Consider the following 21,345-nt stretch of genomic DNA (forward strand, 5'->3'; position numbering starts at 1 on the left):
ATTTGTGATTTTTTTTAAGTTGGGACTATAAAGAAGATGAAAGAGATCGGAAATACAGAAAGGTAGAACAATGGCATTTTTAAAATTTATAGATAAAAAAGGTGCGGATTCTTTTATATCAGGAATAGTACAATTTGGACGGCTAAAAGAATATTTGTATATTGAAAAGAAAAAATGTGTTGGAAAAAATGATGAGATGGAAGGTAAATATTATACGACAAAATATCAGACGCCACAAGGAAAAGGGGTTAATTTTACGATTGATGCTAATAAACAGAAAAGGAATTTTGCCTTATGTTTATATCATTTAAATAACAAATATAGTACATCGAGAATAGAGGAGATGTTTGAATTTGGAGAGTATGTTGTAAAAATAGAGGATGAATTAGAATTTGATAAAAGAATAAAAAATGGGGCAAAAGAAAATAAATATCAGCTCTATAGCAGAGACGTTTTATATTATCGAGATGAGAGCATTAAAGATGAAATGAAAATTATGGATTTGATGACAAATAGTCTTGATGATTTGTCATTTATAAAGAGAAAGGAAATTTTCTCGTATCAAAATGAATATAGATATTTAATTGTAGATGAATTAGAAGAAAGAAAAAATATTAGATTTGAGATAGGAGATTTAAAAGACTTAGCAACTATTATGAGTAAATCTGAATTCTTGAAAACTTTATAAATGGGTGATTTCCTGCCTAAATTTGTAATCATTATGATTATAAAATAGGAAACGATAAAGAAATAGTGAGCGTGGTTGCTTAGTGGACGATTCAAAATGAGTAGAGATAAATACAAAATCTATTGCAGTCTATTACGCAAGATATGATAAAGAATAAAGATTGATGCATAGTCGATTGATTTCAAGATTAGGATTAATCGGTTATAGTTATGCACTAATGTTCAGAGGAGAGTTTTTTAGAGATGTGCTATATAAGAATATTTGAATTATGCGATAGATTATTATTAAATAATAAAATAGAGAGAAAAAGATGCAAGCGATGTCCTGCATCTTTTTTACAAAGAAAATATGTATGTCAAAGGGAATGTATGTTCGATATATTCTTGATTTATATCGGCAATTATGATAGCATGTTACCATGATAATAGTAGTGATGGGGAAAAGTACACAAAGTTATGTACGGATTTTTGGGTTGATATTAGACATAGTAAGAGAAAATTTCACTATGGAACATTTTGGATTAGTATCGGAATACGCCCTTACCGGCGATCAGCCGCAAGCTATTTGTTTTGCTCATTAATAAGGCAATTTTTATTACAGCAACTATAGAGAAAGAGAATAAGTTTAATTGTAAAGGAATTGAATTTGAAATCGAAATTCGAAATAAAGTAAAGGAGAAATTATGGATCATTTTGAATTAGTATCAGAATATGCTCCGACCGGCGACCAGCCGCAGGCCATCGACCAGCTTGTAAAAGGCTTTCAAGAAGGAAACCAATGCCAGACTTTACTGGGAGTTACAGGCTCTGGCAAGACGTTCACAATGGCAAACGTCATACAACAATTAAATAAACCAACACTCATAATCGCACACAACAAAACGCTGGCTGCGCAGCTATATGGAGAATTCAAAGAATTCTTCCCGAATAATGCGGTAGAATACTTTGTATCCTACTACGACTATTACCAGCCGGAAGCTTATGTTCCGTCCTCGGACACATACATTGCCAAAGACTCTTCCATCAATGATGAGATTGACAAGCTTCGCTTATCTGCCACAATGGCATTGACGGAACGGCGGGACGTGATCATAGTTGCCAGTGTATCGTGTATTTATGGTTTGGGAAGTCCTGTAGATTATCAGAATATGGTGATTTCTTTACGCCCGGGCATGACAAAAGACAGAGACGAGGTTATGGCAAAATTGATAGAAATCCAGTATGACCGTAATGACATGGATTTTCACCGCGGAACTTTCCGTGTTCGCGGCGATGTGGTGGAGATCATACCGGCGTATGAGAGCGATGTGGCGATTCGTATCGAATTTTTCGGAGATGAAGTTGAGCGGATTACGGAAATTGATATTTTGACAGGAGAGGTCAAAGACGAATTGTCACATGTGGCGATTTTCCCGGCGTCACATTATGTGGTGGATAAAGAAAACATAAAGCGTGCTGTAAATGATATAGAAAAAGAACTGGATGAGCGTGTGAAGGAGTTTAAACATGCAGATAAACTTTTGGAAGCGCAGAGAATTGCAGAGAGAACAAATTTTGATATTGAAATGTTGAAAGAAACCGGATTTTGTTCCGGAATCGAAAACTATTCGCGGCACTTGGCAGGACTTAGTCCCGGGCAGGCGCCATATACATTGATAGATTATTTCCCGGATGATTTTATTATTATGATTGATGAATCGCATAAAACCATTCCTCAGATCGGAGGTATGTATCACGGAGATCAATCAAGAAAATCTACCTTGGTAGATTATGGATTTCGTCTTCCGTCTGCGAAGGATAACCGTCCGCTGAACTTTGAAGAATTTGAGAGCAAGATCAACCAGGCGTTATTTGTATCTGCAACACCGGGAGTATATGAAGAAGAACATGAGCTTCTCCGTGTGGAACAGGTGATTCGTCCGACCGGACTGCTCGATCCGGAAGTTGTCGTGCGTCCTGTAGAAGGTCAGATAGACGATCTGATCGGGGAAATAAACAAAGAAATTTCCCAAAAGAATAAAGTTCTCGTAACAACTCTGACAAAGCGGATGGCAGAAGATTTGACGGATTATATGCGTGAGGTGGGAATTCGTGTGAAATATTTGCATTCGGATGTGGATACACTGGAACGTACAGAGATTATTCGTGATATGCGTTTAGATGTATTTGATGTGCTTGTGGGAATCAATCTTTTGCGAGAAGGTCTGGATATTCCGGAAATTACGCTTGTAGCGATATTGGATGCGGATAAGGAAGGATTTTTGCGTTCGGAAACGTCATTGATACAGACAATAGGACGTGCGGCGCGTAATGCACAAGGGCATGTTATTATGTATGCGGATAAGATAACGGAATCTATGCAGCTGGCGATCGATGAAACAAAACGGCGTCGTGAGATTCAGATGAAATATAATGAAGAGCATGGTATCACACCAAAGACGATTCAAAAATCAGTACGCGACCTGATCAGTATTTCTAAAAAAGTTGCGGCAGAGGAGCTGAAACTGGAAAAAGATCCGGAATCTATGAGCGTAAAAGAACTTAAAAAGCTGATTGCCGATCTTACAAAACAGATGAAGAAAGCGGCGGCAGAACTGAATTTTGAAAGCGCGGCAGAATTGCGGGATAAGTTGACAGAATTGAAAAAAATGTTGAATGAAATAGAAGGATAAAATACAAAATAAAATATGACTACAGGGAGGAAAAAGACGGATTATGAGTACGAAAATGGATGTTCGGAAATATATCAAAATAAGGGGAGCGAATGAGAATAATCTTAAAAATATAGATGTGGACATTCCCCGGAACGAACTTGTTGTACTTACAGGATTGAGCGGTTCGGGCAAATCTTCCCTCGCGTTTGATACGATTTATGCAGAAGGGCAGAGAAGATATATGGAATCATTATCTTCCTATGCAAGACAGTTTTTGGGGCAAATGGAGAAACCGGATGTGGAAAGCATAGAGGGACTGTCGCCTGCAATTTCCATTGATCAAAAGTCGACAAATCACAATCCGAGATCTACGGTCGGAACAGTGACTGAAATTTATGATTATTTCAGACTTTTATATGCAAGAGTCGGAATTCCTCATTGTCCTAAATGTGGAAAAGCAATTTCAAAGCAAACAGTCGATCAGATGGTTGATCGAATTATGTCAATGCCGGAAGGAACGAAAATCCAGCTTCTTGCTCCGGTCGTAAGAGGCCGGAAAGGAACACATGCAAAATTATTGGAAAAAGCAAAGAAAAGCGGATATGTGCGTGTACGTGTAGACGGAAATATGTACGAATTGACGGAAGAGATTATTCTTGACAAGAACTTGAAACATAATATTGAGATTATTGTTGACCGATTGATCGTAAAACAGGGGATTGAGAAGAGGTTAACAGATTCTGTGGAAAGTGTTCTGCATTTATCGGAAGGTTTGCTCAGTGTAGATGTGATCGGCGGGGAGATGTTGAATTTCAGTCAGAGCTTTTCCTGTCCGGATTGTGGGATCAGTATCGAAGAGATCGAACCAAGAAGTTTTTCATTTAATAATCCCTTTGGGGCATGTCCGACATGTTATGGATTAGGATATAAGATGGAGTTTTCAGAGGATTTGATGATTCCGGATCCGTCATTGTCGATTAATGAAGGTGCAATAGCGGTATTAGGGTGGCAGTCTTGTACAGACAAATCAAGTTTTACTCATGCGATACTTCAGGCGCTGTGCAGAGAGTATCAATTTGATCTGGACACACCGTTTGAAAAATATCCGAAGAAGATTCATGATATTATTCTTCATGGCACAAACGGGAAAGAGGTGAAAGTGTTTTATAAAGGCCAGAGAGGCGAAGGCGTTTATGATGTTGCGTTTGAAGGGTTGATTAAAAACGTAGAGCGCAGATATAAAGAAACCGGTTCGGAGACGATGAAAGCCGAATATGAGACATTTATGAACATAACTCCGTGTTCGGCATGCCACGGGCAACGTCTGAAACCGGGAGCTTTGGCGGTAACCGTCGGAGAAAAAAATATTGCAGAAGTAACGTCGATGTCTATCGGAAAATTGCAAAATTTTCTTGAAGAGCTTGTATTAGGAGAAACACAGATGCTCATCGGAGGGCAGATTTTGAAAGAAATCAGAGCTCGGATCAAATTTCTTATGGATGTGGGACTTGATTACTTGACGTTGGCTCGCGCTACCGGAACACTTTCAGGCGGTGAGGCGCAGAGAATACGTCTGGCAACGCAGATCGGATCGGGTCTTGTGGGAGTAGCATATATTTTGGATGAGCCAAGTATAGGACTTCATCAGCGGGATAATGACAAGCTTCTTGCAACATTAAAGCATCTTCGTGATCTGGGAAATACGCTGATAGTCGTAGAGCATGACGAAGATACAATGATGGAGGCGGATTATATTGTAGATATAGGACCGGGAGCGGGAGAACACGGAGGCGAGGTTGTTGCCGTCGGAAATGCGAAAGAGATCATGAAAAATGAAAATTCGATTACAGGCGCATACTTATCGGGAAGGATCAAAATTCCGGTTCCGCAAGAGCGCAGACAGCCTAAGGGATGGTTGAAGGTGGTCGGCGCCCGGGAAAACAACTTGAAAAATATCGATGTGTCATTTCCTCTTGGAGTTATGACTTGTGTTACCGGAGTTTCAGGTTCGGGAAAAAGCTCTCTTGTAAATGAAATTTTGTATAAAAGGCTTGCACGTGATTTGAATCGCGCGAGAACAATTCCGGGAAAACATAAAAAAATAGAAGGGTTAGATCAGGTAGATAAGGTGATTGATATCGATCAGTCGCCGATCGGGCGAACCCCAAGGTCAAATCCGGCAACCTATACAGGTGTGTTTGATCTGATAAGAGATTTGTTTGCGGCAACTCCGGATGCAAAAGCGCGCGGATATAAGAAAGGGCGGTTTAGTTTTAATGTGAAAGGCGGACGCTGCGAGGCGTGCTCGGGAGACGGCATTCTTAAAATCGAAATGCATTTTTTGCCTGATGTATATGTTCCGTGTGAAGTTTGCGGGGGAAAGCGATATAATCGAGAGACTTTGGAAGTAAAATATAAAGGGAAAACGATTTATGATATTCTCAACATGACAGTGGAAGAGGCGTTGGAATTTTTTGCTCATGTTCCGAGTATCAGGCGCAAGATAGAGACATTGAACGATGTAGGTCTTTCTTATATCCGTCTCGGACAGCCTTCTACAGAATTGTCCGGAGGTGAAGCACAGCGCATTAAGCTGGCAACGGAACTTAGTAAACGGAGTACAGGAAAAACTGTGTATATTTTGGATGAGCCGACGACAGGACTTCATTTTGCGGATGTGCATAAATTGACGGAGATCTTGCGGCGTCTGACAGATGACGGAAATACGGTTATTGTAATCGAACACAATCTGGATGTTATAAAAACAGCAGATTACATTATTGATATCGGTCCGGAAGGCGGAGAACGCGGTGGTACGGTCGTTGCACACGGAACACCGGAAGATGTGGCAGAGAATGAAAATTCCTATACAGGGAAGTATATAAAGAAGATGCTGTAGAAAACACTGTAGTTATAAAAAATAACAGTTCAGTCTGCGCCATTCATAAAATCACGCTGTGTGCTTATTGTGGCCGGCGCCACTGTTTCGCTCATAAATGTGCGCTTGTCGCATACAGATGTCCGTTAGCGAAAACATGAGAGCATGTTTTGTGCTTTCCGTACACTGTAGGGCTGAACTGTTACAATAAAAATTATAAAAAAGTTGTAAAAAGTATCATGTAATTAAAAAAAAGGGTTTTCATTTTTTGTTGAGTCGATTATACTAAAGAATGCAGATTGGATGCAGGGGTATCATCCGGTCTGGAAATATGTGAATGATAAGACCTGTTTGGGGAGAGATACAGACATTTTCGTTTTTGAGGAGATGTCAGCGGGAAAAGAGTATAAAGATTTAGAAGGGAGAATGGAATATGTCGGTAGATATCGGAATAGATCTGGGAACAGCCAGTGTGCTTGTCTATGTCCGCGGCAAAGGAGTCGTTTTGAAAGAACCATCAGTTGTCGCGTTTGACAGAGATACGAATGTAATCAAAGCGATCGGGGAAGAAGCGAGACTGATGCTCGGAAGGACGCCTGGGAATATCGTTGCGGTTCGTCCTCTCAGGCAGGGCGTGATTTCGGATTATACAGTGACAGAAAAGATGATCAAATATTTTGTCCGAAAGTCGCTTGGTAAGAGAACATTCAAAAAACCGCGTATTAGTATCTGTGTGCCCAGTGGTGTCACAGAAGTGGAAAAGAAAGCGGTAGAAGAGGCTACTTATGCGGCAGGTGCGCGGGAAGTGCACTTGATTGAAGAGCCTGTAGCGGCCGCGATTGGCGCGGGAATTGATATTGCAAAGCCATGTGGGAATATGATTGTAGATATCGGCGGAGGTACTGCGGATATTGCGGTAATCTCACTGGGCGGCACTGTTGTGAATACATCGATTAAGGTGGCGGGAGATGATTTTGATGAGGCAATCGTCCGTTATATGCGTAAAAAACATAATCTTCTGATCGGTGAAAGAACGGCGGAAGATATAAAGATAAAGATAGGAACAACATATCCTCTTGTAGAGGAAGAGACTATGGAGGTTAGGGGAAGAAACCTTGTAACAGGATTACCGAAAACTGTTACGGTAACTTCTTCGGAGACAGAGGAGGCTTTGAGGGAAGCCACCGGGCAGATTGTTGAAGCTGTGATAGCGGTATTGGAGCAGACTCCGCCGGAGTTGTCGGCAGATATACTTGACCGTGGAATCGTTTTGACAGGCGGAGGTTCTATGCTTCGCGGATTAGAGGAATTGATCGAGGAGAGGACAGGCATTAACACGATGACAGCGGAAGATCCGATGAAAGTTGTTGCGATCGGAACAGGACAATTTGTTGAATTTATGAGCGGACGGGGCGAAGTCTGACGTGAAGAGCTGATTTGGCAAAGAGAGAGAAGGAGCAGGGATGTGAGCAATACGGCACATCCCTGTTATAATGTGGATATAAAGCGAAATATTGTGGAAAACAATAACGGAAAGAGGAAAGATCTGTGGAAAAAGTTACGGGATATGTAGGTCACATTGTGTTTCGGAATGCAGAAAACGGATATACAGTGTTTCATTTGGAAAATGATGACGGAGAAGTGACCTGTGTGGGGAATTTTAATTACATTACAGAAGGGGAACTGTTGGAAATAACGGGGGAGTATGTGACTCATAGTGTGTATGGAAATCAGTTGAAGGTAATGTCTCACGTTGTGAAAGAACCGGAAGATCTCGTATCCATAGAACGGTATCTTGGATCGGGAGCCGTTAAAGGAATCGGGGCGGCTCTGGCGGGACGTATTGTCAGGAAGTTTAAAGAAGATACTTTTCGTATCATAGAAGAAGAACCGGAGCGTCTTGCCGAAATCAAAGGAATCAGCGAGCGTAAAGCAAGAGAGATTTCATCACAGTTAGAAGATAAAAAGGATTTGCGAAAGGCAATGATCTATCTTCAAAAGTATGGAATTTCTGCGAAATTGGCAGCAAAGATATATAATCATTATGGTATGCGTGTATACAAAGTGATGGAAGAAAATCCGTATGAACTTGCGGATAATATTGAGGGGATCGGATTTCGTACCGCAGATGAGATTGCGGCACGCATCGGAATCCATACAGATTCCGATTACCGGATTAAAAGCGGACTGTTTTATACATTGCAGCAGGCAGTAGGAGAAGGGCATATCTATCTTCCTCAGGAGGAACTTTTACGTCGTGCAAGAACGCTTTTGGAAGTGGAGATTGACGATATAGAAAAGCATGTGATGGATCTGTGCATTGAGAAAAAAGTGGTTATGAAAGAATGTGTCAATGAAAACAAAAATGAAAATGAAATCAGGATTTACCCGGCACATTATTATTATATGGAATTGAATACGGCGAAAATGCTTCATGATTTGAATATAAATTGTGATATGCCGGAGGAAATGATGGAAAGACGGCTCTGTAAAGTGGAGCGGGCAGAAGAGATCAAATTGGATCCTAAGCAGCATACAGCGGTGATTGAGTCGATCAAACACGGTTTGCTTGTGTTGACCGGAGGACCGGGAACGGGAAAAACAACGACAATTAATACAATGATCCGTTTTTTTGAGAGCGAAGGGATGAGCATTCTTTTAGCAGCGCCAACCGGAAGGGCGACAAAGAGAATGACAGAAGCTACCGGATATGAGGCGCAGACGATCCATCGTCTTTTGGAAGTGAATGTAAATCCCGAAGAAGCGGAAAATTCGGGAGGATTTTTAAGAAATCGGCAGAATCCCCTTGAAGCGGATGTGATTATTATTGATGAAATGTCTATGGTTGATCTGACATTGATGCATGCGCTTTTGTCTGCAGTTATACCGGGGACAAGACTGATACTTGTAGGAGACGTAGACCAACTTCCGTCTGTGGGACCGGGAAGCGTATTGAAAGATATCATTGCATCGCATCGGTTTCCTGTTGTGACACTGACTCGTATTTTTCGTCAGGCAGGAGAAAGTGATATTATAGTAAATGCACATAAAATCAATGCAGGAGAGCCGGTTATTCCCGATAATAAGAGCAGAGATTTTTTCTTCTTACGAAGACAGGATGCAGATACGATCATAGGTATTGTGATCATGCTTATCCAGAAAAAGCTTCCGAAGTATGTAGGGGCAGATCAAAACGAGATCCAAGTTATGACGCCGACGAGAAAAGGACTTCTTGGGGTAGAACGTTTAAATGAAATCCTTCAGAAATACTTGAATCCGGAAGAACCGAAAAAGGCGCAGCGTGAGATTAACGGCAGGCTGTTCAGAGAAGGCGATAAAGTAATGCAGATTAAAAATAATTATCAAATCGAGTGGGAAGTATCTACAAAATTCGGTCTGACGGTAGACAAAGGAACCGGTGTGTTTAACGGAGATATGGGAGTGATTACAGAGATTAACGAGTATACGGAAACGATAGAGGTAGAATTTGACGAATCTCGAAAAGTAAAATATGGGTTTGATATGACAGAAGAACTGGAACTGGCATATGCAATTACCGTACATAAGTCACAGGGGAGCGAATATCCGGCAGTTATCATTCCTCTTTTGCCGGGCCCGAAGCTTCTTTATAACCGGAATCTGTTGTATACTGCGGTGACAAGGGCAAAAAAATGTTTGACGATTGTAGGGAGTGAGGCAGTATTTCAGGAAATGATACAAAACAAAAACGAACAGGCGCGGTATACAAGTTTGGCGGAACGTATACAAGAATTTTAAATCTGCTATATCCGAAAGTATGCCCTTTCTGCGGGGAAATTTCGCCGGAAGGGGTTTGCGCGGAGTGTAAAAAGAAGATTATATACGTCAGACAGCCAAGATGTATGAGATGTGGGAAGCCGATAAAAGATGAATATAAAGAATATTGTTCGGATTGTGCAAAAAGAACATCGCATATTACCCAGGGGCGAAGTTTGTGGCTTCATAAAGAACCGGTATCAACGGCGATATATAAATTCAAATATAATAATAAGCGCAGTTGGGGAGAATTGTTTGCGGCAGAAATGGCACAAGCTTATAAAGATCAAGTTATAAAATGGGGAATTGAGGAAATTATCCCCATTCCTCTGCACAAATCTCGAAAGAGAAAAAGAGGGTATAATCAGGCGGAGATTATAGCAAAATGTTTGTCGGAAAAGACAGGAGTGTCTCTAGTGTCAGATGCTTTGTTTCGAGTGAAAAAAACGACGGCGCAGAAAAAGTTGGACAGGCAGGAACGAATGGGAAATCTAAGGGATGCATTTGCTTTGTCAGAAAGATGGAAACCTGTGGCGAATGTGCTTCTGATCGACGATATTTATACAACGGGAGCGACAGTAGAGCAGGCAGCAAAAATATTAAAAAAGGCAGGGGCGCAAAATGTGTACTTTTTGACTATAAGCATTGGACAAGGTATTTAAATATATGATATAATAATCATACATATGTAATTATTTACCGTATTTGGAATATAGTATATGGATTTCGGAAAATACATAGGAGGACGGGAAGACGTCATGTTAGATAAGAGGAAAATACGTTTGATGACTCGGGCTGCTATTTATGAAAAAAACTATGGAGAAGAAGATTTTAAGATCAGCAGCTATTATAAGAAAGATTATTCGAGTTTAAATACATGGGTCACGCTTATTTGGATCACAGTCGGTTATGGATTGGCGGTTGCAGTGCTGTTTCTCGGTTGGGGAGAGGCTGCGATGGAAGGCATCACGCTTGCAAAGTTATTTGTTTTTGCCGCGGTGGCGATAGGCGCTTATGTGTCGCTGCTGATAGCATATGGAATCGGTGCGGGAAGCTTTTATAAAAATAAGCATATCAAGGCAAAACAGAGAGTGAAAAAGTATCTGAGAGACCTTTCCAGAATCGAGAAGATCAACAATAAGAAGGAGATAAATTAATCATGAGTACATTGCTTGTTTGGAGAGAAAAGCTGCAGAGAATATATGCGTTATATTCAATTTATATTCAAAAAGGGCTGCAGTTTGTGACAGGGCTGGTTTTGTTTTGGGTTATCAACTCTAACATAGGTTTTATGAAGCCGGCATCTTCAGTTTTTTGCACATTGGGATTGGCAGTGATCTGTACATTTCTTCCGATGACAATTACCGTTTTAGCGGCGACAGCATTGATACTCGCACATTTTTATGCGTTGTCGCTTCCGATTGCGCTTGTGGCGCTCGTCATTTTTATTTTAATGTATATTTTCTATTTTCGTTTTACCCCGAAAAAAGCATGGCTTGTGTTGATTTCGGGACTTGCGTTTAGTTTGAAAATCCCGTTTGTAATCCCGATTGCATTCGGTCTGCTTGGATCGCCGGTGTGGATTGTTCCTGCATCATGCGGAATTATCACCTATTATATGACAGATTATGTGAAAGTATCCGCGGCAGCGCTAAAGGAGGCAGATGCATCCGGTATAGCGGCTAATTTGATGAGTTTTACAAAGCAAGTGCTTGCAAGTAAAGAAATGTGGCTTATGGTCATGGCAGTGACGATAGGAATTCTTGTTGTGAATTTTGTCCGTACAAGAGGTGTGGATCATTCTTGGAAAATTGCGTCGGCAGCGGGAGCGGCAGTAACGGTTGTTGTTTCAGCGGCAGGTAATATTGTATTAAGTACAAATATATCTTATATAGAAATTATATTGAGCGCGGTTCTTGGCGCGGTGACAGGACTTGTGCTGGAACTTCTTTTCTTTTCCGTAGATTATTCTCGTACGGAGAATATCCAGTTTGAGGATGATGAATACTATTATTATGTAAAAGCCGTTCCTAAAGTCGGAGTAGCCGTTCCGGAAAAGAAGGTAAAACGGATTACTGAAAACCAGCCTCAGGAAACGACGGTGATCAGAGAAGATGCGGATTTGAACAATATAAATACAGAGAATGATGCGGATGATATTCTTTTGACAAGAAGTTTGAGTAAAGAACTCGGTTTGGAAAAACAAAGACCGGAGTAAATCGAAGTAAACGGTAAGGTGGTGATTACGGTATGTTAGATTGGATAAAAAGTATTTTAGACAATTATACAAATGGAATGTATTTTCCTAACATCCATATTAAAGATGTGATCGAAATACTGATCGTTGCCGTAATCGTGTATGAGATCATGCTTTGGATCAAGAATACAAAAGCGTGGATGCTTCTTAGAGGAATTATTATGCTGGGGGTATTTATTCTTTTGGCATGGATTTTTCAGATGCATACGATTTTGTATTTGGCGGCGCAGTCGATCAACGTACTGGCTATTGCGGCTGTAGTGGTGTTTCAGCCGGAACTGCGTCGTGCGCTTGAAAAACTCGGAGAGAAAAACCTGCTTAGCAATATTAATCCGTTTGATAAAAACAGAGAGAATGAACGTTTTTCTGATCAGACAGCAGAAGGTATAGTGACGGCATGTTTTGAAATGGGAAAAGTATGTACAGGAGCCTTGATCGTAGTAGAGCAGGCGATTCAGCTTACAGAATATGAAATGACCGGAATTGAATTGGACTGTAAGGTGTCACCTCAGGTTTTGATCAATATATTTGAACATAATACACCGCTTCATGACGGAGCGATTATTATACGAGGAGACCGGATTACTTCGGCTACATGTTACCTTCCTCTTTCTGATAATATGCGCATCAGCAAAGATCTCGGAACGAGGCACAGGGCGGCTTTGGGAATGAGTGAGGTATGTGATGCTCTTGTAATCGCGGTGTCGGAGGAAACAGGTCTTGTTTCCGTAGCTATGGGCGGTCAGCTTGACAGAGGGATTACAAGGGAAGAATTGAGAAAGCGTCTTAGTCAGATTCAGTATAGAAATGCCGAGTCAAAGCGGTTTTTCTTGCGGAAAGGATGGCGCAGAAAATGAAAAAATATAAGTTTACGGATAATTTGGGATTAAAGATCATAGCGGTTATTTTTGCGGCGTTCTTATGGCTTATTGTTGTGAATCTTGATAATCCCGTAAGTACACAGACTTTCAGCGAGGTTCCGGTAACGATTATAAATGAGGATATTATTTTATCGGCAGGCGATACCTATCAGGTGCTTGGGGAAGAAAAAGTAAGTGTTGTTGTATCGGCGACAAGACAAGTGCGGCAGAAACTGACAAAAGAAGATATTGTCGCGACAGCGGATATAAAGGAGATGGATACAAGTACAGGACTTGTTCCGATCAAGATTTCCATACCGAATTATGCCGGAAAATATGAATCTGCGGAGGCGGCGCCGAGAAATCTTCAGATACAGAGAGAAAAATCGGGAAAGAAAGTCCTTTCCCTTACGGTAAGCACAGGGGATTCTAAAGTAAGAGATGGGTATATTTTAGGTGATATGACGGTTAATCCGGATAAAGTGACGATCACAGGACCGGAGTCGATCCTTGACCAGATTGATCGGGCGGTTGCTCTTATTGATGTAGAGGGATTGGCAAAGGACAGCGAGGAGACAGCAAAACTTGGGTTGTATGATATCAGCGGCAACCCGATCAGTCAGACACGGCTGGGAAATAATCTTGGCGAGGGCGGCATTACTGTGTCTGTTGAAGTGTTAAAGATCAAGAGCGTTCCGATTTCACTCAGTGTTTCGGGAACTCCGGCAGAAGGCTATAAGTATACAGGGTACAGCAGTGAACCGGAAACTGTTCAGATTTACGGGGAAAAAGATGTGGTCGATAAAATTGAGGAAATAGATGTTCCTGTTATTGATGTCAGCGGAGCTTCACAACCGATTCAGAAATCTGTCAATATCTCAGAATATCTGCCGGAAGGAGTTCAGCTGGTAGATGAGAAAACTGCCAATATAACAGTTACTGCAATGGTGGAAGAAGAAGGAACGCGAACGATCAATTTTATGGTAAGTTCGATCCAGATCAATAATCTGGCAGAGGGTCTGCAAGTATCTTATGAGCCGGATGCGGAGATAGCGCTTCGTTTTAGCGGTGATCAGAAAGCATTGGAAATGCTGGATATCAGCAATGCGGTTTCTGTGGATATGTCTGCATATGTAGTGCCGGGAGTATATGATGTGCATGTAGATGTGGATATTCCGGAAGGAATTACATTGATGAAGAAAGTGACAGTTCAGCTTACTGTTGCGGAGAAAGAGCAGGAAGGCGGCAACGAAAGCGATACGAATACAGAACAAAAAGGACAGTAAGCTGCTTTTGGAACGGAAGATGGCTGTTATGAATGGAAAGTAGGCGAAAACAGAGAAAAAGCAGCAGCATAAAGGGAGACGGAATAATGGTAAGAAAAAAAATAGTGATCGATAATCCTACAGGACTGCATTTGAGACCTGCAGGAACATTCTGTAAAGCTGCGATTCAGTTCGAGAGCAAAATCACAGTTCAGAAAATTACAAAAAATGAAAATGTAACTGCAAATGCCAAGAGTGTACTCAGCGTACTTGGGGCGTGTATTAAAGATCGAGATGAAATAGAAATCATCTGTGAAGGCGAAGATGAAGAAGAAGCTTTACAGGAGATGATCCGAGTTGTAGAAAATGAACTTATTTGAATATAATATCGTGTGATTGAAGAAAGAGGAGAAAAAGATGAGCAGAGCGACATTGGTTATAATGGCGGCAGGAATAGGGAGCAGATTCGGAGGGGGAATTAAACAGCTTGCCCCTATAGGACCGAACGGAGAGATCATAATGGATTACTCCGTTTATGACGCGATAGAGGCCGGATTTGATAAAGTTGTGTTTGTTATAAGGAAAGATCTGGAGAAAGATTTTAAAGAAGTAATCGGAAATCGGATCGCACAGAAGGTTGAAGTTGCGTATGCCTATCAGGAAGTTTCGGATATTCCGGCAGAATATGCCGAAAAGTTTGTAGGAAGAACAAAACCGTGGGGAACAGGTCAGGCAATTTTGTGTTGTAAAGATGTTGTTTCTGAACCGTTTCTTGTAATTAATGCGGATGATTATTACGGCAAGAGCGCTTTTAAAGAAGCGTACTCTTATTTGACAAGTATTCCCTCTGCTGATAAAATACAGGTTTGTATGGTTGGATTTGTATTGAAAAATACCTTAAGTGAAAACGGCGGTGTGACAAGAGGAATTTGTCGTGTTGATGAAAACGGAATGCTTCAGGAGATCATTGAAACACATAATATAGAAAAAGACGGAGATAAAGCGGTTGTTCGGGAAGGCGATATTGAAACAGAGTACGATGCAGACTCTCCGGTATCTATGAATATGTGGGGATTAACGCCGGAATTTTTTGCAATATTAAAGAACGGATTTGAACAGTTTTTAAATAAAACAGATATGGAAGATTTGAAAGCTGAATACTTACTTCCGACGATTATAGGCGAACTGCTGAAAGAAGGAACTGTGAGCGTAAAAGTGTTGAAGTCTGAAGATCAATGGTTTGGAGTGACATACAAAGAAGACCGTGAAACGGTTGTGGAAGCCGTGAAAAGTCTGATAGATAAAGGAATTTATCCGGACAAGCTGTAAGGCTGAACAGGGTACACATAAAAAACCGTACATTTGAAAAACGGAAAAAGGAATTGCTGAAATGTCAAAGAAACAAAAACCGACCGGAAATACCGGACGAAAAAATCAAATTAAGGGAAAATATGCGGAGAGATCCAGAAAAAATGGTTTCGGAAAATTCTGTCTGATTTTGCAGGTTATTATGAGTGCGGCATTTATGGGAGTACTCGTACTGCTTGATATGCTTCCTTTGAAATATTTGGCGCTTGCCGCGCTGATCCTTTTCTTTTTGTGGTGCATTACATTTACGACACAGGCAGTTAGAAAGAAAAAAGGAGTGACGGGAAAAGTATACAGTATTCTTCTGATTGCTGTTTTAGCTGTGGGCACATATTACATTGCAAAGACAAATGATATGATCGCGGCAATTACAAGCGGCGGTTCAAAAGTTGATAAGATGGTAGTGGCTGTTTTAAAAGATGATCCGGCAGAAACATTGGAGGATGCATCCGATTACGAGTTCGGAGTTCAATTTAATACCGGAGCTGAGAACATGAAAGCTGCTGTTATGGATATTCAGGATCAGATCGGAGATATATCCACAACAGAATACAAGTCTGTTCAGGAACAGGCAGAGGCGCTTATTTCGGGAGAAGTGGACGCAATTATATACAATCAGTCTTATACAGAATTGATGGAAAATGCTGTTGAAGGCTACAACGATCAGATCCGGATCATTTATAAGCACGAGATTGAAACGAAGTTTGATTTCGGAGGTTCGGCAAAAGACGACAGTTTGACTAAAAAGCCATTTACTGTGTATATTAGCGGAATTGATACATACGGAGACGATGCGGACGATGACCGTGATTCCATACGAAGTGATGTGAATATCATTGCAGTCGTAAATCCGACGACGCATCAGATTTTGCTGATTACGACACCGCGAGATTATTATATTCCGATACCCGGAATATCCGATGGAATGAACGATAAGCTGACACATGCCGGAACATATGGAATAGATGTGTCCATGGAAACGCTCGGTGCGTTGTATGAAACGGATATTAACTATTATGTAAGATTAAACTTCAGTTCCCTTATTGAGATTGTAGATATCTTAGGAGGAGTAGATGTTTACTCGGAATATGCATTTACGACAGGATGGGAATCCGGTTATGAGATGGAAGTACAGCAAGGAATAAATCATTTTGACGGAAAACAAGCGCTTGCTTTCAGCAGGGAACGGCATGCATTGGAAGGCGGAGACAATCAAAGAGGTAAGAACCAACAGGCTGTTATAACAGCTATGCTTAAAAAAGTGCTTTCACCGACGATGCTTTTGAAAGCAAATTCGATCATTAATCAAGTGAGTCAGGATGTAGAGACAAACATTTCACAGGGACAGCTGAATTCTCTTGTGAAAAGCCAGCTTAAGTCAGGGGCAAAATGGACAATTCAGTCTGTGGCGGCAAGCGGAACAGATGGGGAGGATTATTGCTACTCTGTGCCGGACATGCCTTTATATGTGCTCTATCCTGATGAAGAAGTTGTGAACAGTATTGTTGAATTGGCGAATATCGTGGAAGAAGGCGGAAGTCTTGAAAGCGGAGAGGCGTTGAATTAATACTGATTATAAAGAATGCATAGAAATAACGTTACTGTTATATTTGAATTATAAAAGAAATAGATGAAAAGCAGAGCTGTTTACAGGCGTGGAATAGATAACTGTAGAAAGCTCTGTTTTTTGTTATCTTGAGTACGTGGAAAGAAATTATGAAATGATATGTAAATAGTATGGCGCTAAAAAGTGGTGGTAGTGGTTGTATCTATATATGTAAAAATCAGTTGACATTGATTTTACAAAAAGTTAAACTAATAAAGAATTTAAAAGAAAATTAAAGAAAAATTAATAATATACATATTTTAGAGGTGCAAAAATGCAGAAGTTTCAAAAAATGATTAAATATTTAGGAACAGCTATATCCGTTGTAATGGTAGGATTAGCGATATTATTAGGATTTAGCGTTCGGTGGATGTTTAAAACATGGCCTAATTTGGCAGTAGATGAATTGGTATTCCATCTCACGGAACCTTTAAGTGGTGCCAATCAGGATATGATTATAGAATATATAGTACAGTGTATTGTACCAATGCTTCTTGTTTTAATTTTGTTTTCTGTGCTTTTATTTTTTAAAAGAAAAACAAAGTATTATGTTTGTTTTGTTATAACGGGAATATTCTTTTCAATGGGTGCGATTGTGGTTTCTTTGTATATAGCATGGGAAAAAGCAGGAATAGGAGAATACTTATATAATCAATTTGCAAAATCTAATTTTATAGAAGAAAATTATGCAGATCCGAAAAATATAGATTTAGAATTTCCTGAGCAAAAAAGAAATCTTATTTATATTTATTTGGAATCTATGGAAACAACATATGCAGATGAAAACAACGGCGGTGCGTTTACGGAAAATTATATTCCGGAGTTGACGAAGCTTGCACAAGAAAATGAAGACTTCTCGGGAGAAACAACAGATCTTAACGGTGGCCATACAGTAGAAGGAACTACGTGGACAATGGCAGGAATGTTTGCACAGACTTCGGGACTTCCGTTAAAAACAAGCATAGATGCGAATGATATGGATACGCAGGAACATTTCTTCCCGGGTATTACGACTTTGGGAGATATATTAAAAGAACAGGGGTATTCTCAAACACTGCTTATCGGATCAAAAGCTGAATTTGGCGGGAGAAAAGTATATTTTTCAGAGCATGGAGATTATTTTCTGGATGACTATGATTATGCAATAGAAAATTCTAAGATACCTTCTGATTATAAAGTCTGGTGGGGATATGAAGATGAAAAGTTGTTTGAGTTTGCAAAAGAAAAATGTACGGAGCTTTCCCGGCAAGAAGAACCTTTTAATCTTACAATGCTTACGGTAGATACACATTTTGAAGATGGATATATGTGTGAAAAATGTCCGAATGATTATGGGGATCAGTATGCAAATGTTATGGCGTGTTCAAGTAAACAAGTTTATGAGTTTATTGAGTGGGTAAAACAACAGCCGTTTTATGATAATACGACAATCGTATTATCGGGGGATCACTTGACAATGGACAGTGACTTTTGTGTAAAAGTAGATGAAGAAGGAAAGTATGATCGAAGAACATATACGGCGTATATTAATTCTGCTGTTAATCCGGTAAATAATATGAAGAGAACATATACAACAATGGATAATTTTCCTACAACACTGGCTGCAATGGGCGTCAAAATAGAAGGAAACAGATTAGGACTTGGAACGAATTTATTTTCAGAAGAGTTGACATTAATGGAAAGCGTTGGAGAAGAGGAGTTAAAAGCAGAGCTGAAAAAGAAATCTGAATTTTTACAAAAAGTTTCAGGAATAGATAAAAATAATGAAACTGTACTAATTAGAGGAGGAAAAATGGAAGGAGCTTGTATTGAAGCAGAAGTAGGATCAGATTCTATAAAAGTAAATATAGAAGAAATAAATCCTGCAATAAAAGAAAAGTTAAAGACGATTGTTTTGGCGGTGTGGACAGAAGAAGGTCAAAGAGACTTACAGTGGATAGAGGCTGAAAAAATTAGTGATAATCAATATGAAGTAAGTATAAAAATGGATTTATTCAATAATGCAAAAGGGAAATATTATATTGATGTTCGGGCAGTAGAATTTACAGATGTAGAATATGTAATAGGAAGTACTGAATGTAAAGTAGAATAAGAAGCTACAAGGGGATTCTTCCTTAAATGGAGGAATCCTTTTTGCAATGGAAAAACTTTGTAGGTTTGTCAAACATATGTTACACCCCGATCAATAAATTCCCTCAGAACAGTTTGTGGTGATTTCCACCCCAGAGGTCTCATGGGAAACTGGTTATAATCCCTACGGTTATAGGTTTGAAGCTGCTTGGAAAAATCCTCAAAGGAATAGAAAGTATGCGAGGTATAAAAACGTTCATTATCCTTGCGGTGGCTGCGTTCCACTTTTCCGTTATGACGTGGTGTAAAGGGTCGGATCAGTTTATGCTGGATGCCAAGTTCTTTTAAAGTCCGTTGGAATAAAGTCAATGTTTCTTTGCCGGAAGTGGAAAAGCGCTTTGTAAACTCCACGCCGTTGTCTGTCTGAACGCATTCGATTGGCATAGGAAAGCGTTGGATCAGATGCTTGAGGAACTGTGCGGATGAATAGGTGCTGTGTTCTTCAAAAGCTTCCACATACCGCCAGCGGGAGTACTCATCAATGGCGGTATACTGATAGAATTTCTTTCCTTTCGCATTATTGACAAGACAACATGCAGGAACGAATTTCACATCGACCTGGATACGCTGTCCGGGATATTTCATCTGCTCATAAGGCTTCGGAATATATTTGGGATTCGGAAGTTTTTGAGCCAAGATTCCCTGTTTCTTCAGAAAACGATACAATCCTGGGATGGAACGTTTATAACCGCGCTGCATAAGTTTGACCCAAAAGACAACCAGACCAGAATGGGGATTGCGCCTACGCATATCTTGGATCAGCTTGATTTCTTCAGGTGTATGCTGATTGGGATGGTGATGGGGACGGCGTGAACGATCGCGGAGAGACTCTATTGTGCCGTCATAGCGGCGCTTCCAACGATAAATATACTGGCGGTTTGTCTTATATTTAATTGCTGCTTTTGAGACACCATATTTTTCGGCGAAACGGATCAAGGATAGACGATACCTCATATCTTGTGTTATACTTGCCATGCGGGAATACTTCCTTTCTTAAATGTTTAGGTTTGGTAGCTTAAAGCATAACACAGAAAAGGTATTTCCGCTTTTTAATTATTCAGTTGTAACACATGTATTGTAATCCTACAGGAATCCTTTTTGCAATGGAAAAACTTGTAATTGTAAAGAAACTTTGTTTTTGTTATTATTAGTAAGTAGTATTTAATAAGGTGAATAAGAGGAGTGTGACAATATGAAGAAGAAAAGATGCTTATCGGTAGTGATAATAAGTTTATTGCTTGGAATATCTTGTTTTATTATGGCAGGTTGTGCAAATAAAGACGATGAAGATAAAGACGATACGAAAATAGAACAAAATCTAGATAAAAAAGAAGATGCAGAAGATTTCAATAAAAAAGATGAAGAAGCAGATGAGAATAAAAAGGTTGAAGAAGATGAGGATGAAGACGAAAATTCAAGGGAAGCCAGAGTTTATTATGTTGATGACATAACCGGAGAGATAATGGGAAAAACCATTACAGTTAAAACGGAATATGATATATGGAAGGCTCTTCAGGAAAACGGAATTTTGACGGAAGGTTGTCAGCTGTTAAGTTTTAAAGTAAATGAAGAAACACATCTGATCGATCTGGATTTTAATGCTGCAACCGGAGAATACATACGAAGTATGGGAACAACCGGTGAAATACAGATTATAGGATGCATTATTAATACATATCTTGAGACATATGACTGTGATGGAATAAAACTGACTGAAGAAGGAAAAGTTTTGCAAACATCACATGGAGCTAATTATGACGGTTATAGCGGAATAATGTCATTTTGAAATTGAGATTAAAGAAATAGTATAAGAAGAAAAGCGAGTAAGGAGATATACAAGAGAAG

At 40.0% G+C, this 21,345-nt stretch carries 16 protein-coding genes; 15 read left to right on the top strand and 1 reads right to left on the bottom strand.

Features of this window, described 5'->3' with window-relative positions; genetic code table 11:
- Positions 1–70 precede the first annotated feature (70 nt).
- The 14 genes from ACH9UM_RS02385 to ACH9UM_RS02450 all read left to right on the top strand — a co-directional run bounded on the left by ACH9UM_RS02385 (position 71) and on the right by ACH9UM_RS02450 (position 19,462).
- Positions 71–688, top strand: coding sequence for a hypothetical protein (locus tag ACH9UM_RS02385; RefSeq protein ID WP_004846609.1), 618 nt, complete (start codon positions 71–73; stop codon positions 686–688).
- Between the two features lie 682 nt (positions 689–1,370).
- Positions 1,371–3,359, top strand: coding sequence for an excinuclease ABC subunit UvrB (uvrB, locus tag ACH9UM_RS02390; RefSeq protein ID WP_004846603.1), 1,989 nt, complete (start codon positions 1,371–1,373; stop codon positions 3,357–3,359).
- A gap of 43 nt (positions 3,360–3,402) precedes the next feature.
- Positions 3,403–6,240: an excinuclease ABC subunit UvrA gene (gene uvrA / locus ACH9UM_RS02395; RefSeq protein ID WP_004846601.1), complete on the top strand. Its 2,838-nt coding sequence runs from the start codon at positions 3,403–3,405 to the stop codon at positions 6,238–6,240.
- Between the two features lie 412 nt (positions 6,241–6,652).
- Positions 6,653–7,642 (top strand): rod shape-determining protein, encoded by a 990-nt coding sequence (locus tag ACH9UM_RS02400; protein ID WP_004846599.1) that lies wholly within the window; start codon positions 6,653–6,655, stop codon positions 7,640–7,642.
- 125 nt (positions 7,643–7,767) lie between these two features.
- Positions 7,768–9,996 (top strand): ATP-dependent RecD-like DNA helicase, encoded by a 2,229-nt coding sequence (locus tag ACH9UM_RS02405; protein ID WP_009242826.1) that lies wholly within the window; start codon positions 7,768–7,770, stop codon positions 9,994–9,996.
- Positions 9,990–10,676, top strand: a complete 687-nt coding sequence (locus ACH9UM_RS02410; RefSeq protein WP_227182371.1) for a ComF family protein — start codon at positions 9,990–9,992, stop codon at positions 10,674–10,676. The genes ACH9UM_RS02405 and ACH9UM_RS02410 overlap by 7 nt, the downstream gene beginning before the upstream one ends.
- Positions 10,677–10,733: 57 nt before the next feature.
- Positions 10,734–11,171: a hypothetical protein gene (locus ACH9UM_RS02415; protein ID WP_004846594.1), complete on the top strand. Its 438-nt coding sequence runs from the start codon at positions 10,734–10,736 to the stop codon at positions 11,169–11,171.
- A 2-nt stretch (positions 11,172–11,173) separates the two neighbouring features.
- On the top strand, positions 11,174–12,232 hold the full coding sequence (locus ACH9UM_RS02420) for a hypothetical protein (protein WP_004846593.1): 1,059 nt from the start codon (positions 11,174–11,176) through the stop codon (positions 12,230–12,232).
- Positions 12,233–12,264: 32 nt separating this feature from the next.
- Positions 12,265–13,128 carry a diadenylate cyclase CdaA gene (gene cdaA / locus ACH9UM_RS02425; RefSeq protein WP_004846591.1) on the top strand — a complete coding sequence of 288 codons (864 nt, stop codon included), beginning with the start codon at positions 12,265–12,267 and terminating at the stop codon, positions 13,126–13,128.
- Positions 13,125–14,417 carry a YbbR-like domain-containing protein gene (locus ACH9UM_RS02430; RefSeq protein WP_009320760.1) on the top strand — a complete coding sequence of 431 codons (1,293 nt, stop codon included), beginning with the start codon at positions 13,125–13,127 and terminating at the stop codon, positions 14,415–14,417. The genes cdaA and ACH9UM_RS02430 overlap by 4 nt, the downstream gene beginning before the upstream one ends.
- Before the next feature lie 86 nt (positions 14,418–14,503).
- Positions 14,504–14,776 (top strand): HPr family phosphocarrier protein, encoded by a 273-nt coding sequence (locus tag ACH9UM_RS02435; RefSeq protein ID WP_009242823.1) that lies wholly within the window; start codon positions 14,504–14,506, stop codon positions 14,774–14,776.
- A 37-nt stretch (positions 14,777–14,813) separates the two neighbouring features.
- Complete coding sequence (locus tag ACH9UM_RS02440) at positions 14,814–15,725, top strand: sugar phosphate nucleotidyltransferase (RefSeq protein ID WP_004846587.1); 912 nt, start codon at positions 14,814–14,816, stop codon at positions 15,723–15,725.
- Between the two features lie 61 nt (positions 15,726–15,786).
- Positions 15,787–17,331 (top strand): LCP family protein, encoded by a 1,545-nt coding sequence (locus tag ACH9UM_RS02445; RefSeq protein ID WP_004846585.1) that lies wholly within the window; start codon positions 15,787–15,789, stop codon positions 17,329–17,331.
- Positions 17,332–17,644: 313 nt separating this feature from the next.
- Entirely contained in the window at positions 17,645–19,462 is a 1,818-nt protein-coding gene (locus ACH9UM_RS02450; RefSeq protein WP_004846584.1) for a sulfatase-like hydrolase/transferase, read from the top strand.
- Positions 19,463–19,530: 68 nt separating this feature from the next.
- Here the strand turns inward: ACH9UM_RS02450 and ACH9UM_RS02455 are convergent, their stop codons facing one another.
- Positions 19,531–20,475, bottom strand: coding sequence for a DDE-type integrase/transposase/recombinase (locus ACH9UM_RS02455; protein WP_009243765.1), 945 nt, complete (start codon positions 20,473–20,475; stop codon positions 19,531–19,533).
- A 217-nt stretch (positions 20,476–20,692) separates the two neighbouring features.
- On the opposite strand from ACH9UM_RS02455, the gene ACH9UM_RS02460 reads away from it, so the two are divergent.
- Positions 20,693–21,286: a hypothetical protein gene (locus ACH9UM_RS02460; RefSeq protein WP_227077136.1), complete on the top strand. Its 594-nt coding sequence runs from the start codon at positions 20,693–20,695 to the stop codon at positions 21,284–21,286.
- The last annotated feature ends 59 nt before the right edge of the window (positions 21,287–21,345 follow it).

The organism is Mediterraneibacter torques, from assembly GCF_044591705.1.
Classification (GTDB): domain Bacteria; phylum Bacillota; class Clostridia; order Lachnospirales; family Lachnospiraceae; genus Mediterraneibacter; species Mediterraneibacter torques.

Coding starts and splice junctions, on each gene's coding strand:
- ACH9UM_RS02420 (WP_004846593.1), top strand. CDS start 11,174: ATGAGTACATTGCTTGTTTGGAGAGAAAAGCTGCAGAGAATATATGCG.
- ACH9UM_RS02450 (WP_004846584.1), top strand. CDS start 17,645: ATGCAGAAGTTTCAAAAAATGATTAAATATTTAGGAACAGCTATATCC.
- ACH9UM_RS02440 (WP_004846587.1), top strand. CDS start 14,814: ATGAGCAGAGCGACATTGGTTATAATGGCGGCAGGAATAGGGAGCAGA.
- ACH9UM_RS02445 (WP_004846585.1), top strand. CDS start 15,787: ATGTCAAAGAAACAAAAACCGACCGGAAATACCGGACGAAAAAATCAA.
- ACH9UM_RS02435 (WP_009242823.1), top strand. CDS start 14,504: ATGGTAAGAAAAAAAATAGTGATCGATAATCCTACAGGACTGCATTTG.
- uvrA (WP_004846601.1), top strand. CDS start 3,403: ATGAGTACGAAAATGGATGTTCGGAAATATATCAAAATAAGGGGAGCG.
- ACH9UM_RS02455 (WP_009243765.1), bottom strand. CDS start 20,475: ATGGCAAGTATAACACAAGATATGAGGTATCGTCTATCCTTGATCCGT.
- cdaA (WP_004846591.1), top strand. CDS start 12,265: ATGTTAGATTGGATAAAAAGTATTTTAGACAATTATACAAATGGAATG.
- ACH9UM_RS02430 (WP_009320760.1), top strand. CDS start 13,125: ATGAAAAAATATAAGTTTACGGATAATTTGGGATTAAAGATCATAGCG.
- ACH9UM_RS02415 (WP_004846594.1), top strand. CDS start 10,734: ATGGATTTCGGAAAATACATAGGAGGACGGGAAGACGTCATGTTAGAT.
- uvrB (WP_004846603.1), top strand. CDS start 1,371: ATGGATCATTTTGAATTAGTATCAGAATATGCTCCGACCGGCGACCAG.
- ACH9UM_RS02400 (WP_004846599.1), top strand. CDS start 6,653: ATGTCGGTAGATATCGGAATAGATCTGGGAACAGCCAGTGTGCTTGTC.
- ACH9UM_RS02385 (WP_004846609.1), top strand. CDS start 71: ATGGCATTTTTAAAATTTATAGATAAAAAAGGTGCGGATTCTTTTATA.
- ACH9UM_RS02460 (WP_227077136.1), top strand. CDS start 20,693: ATGAAGAAGAAAAGATGCTTATCGGTAGTGATAATAAGTTTATTGCTT.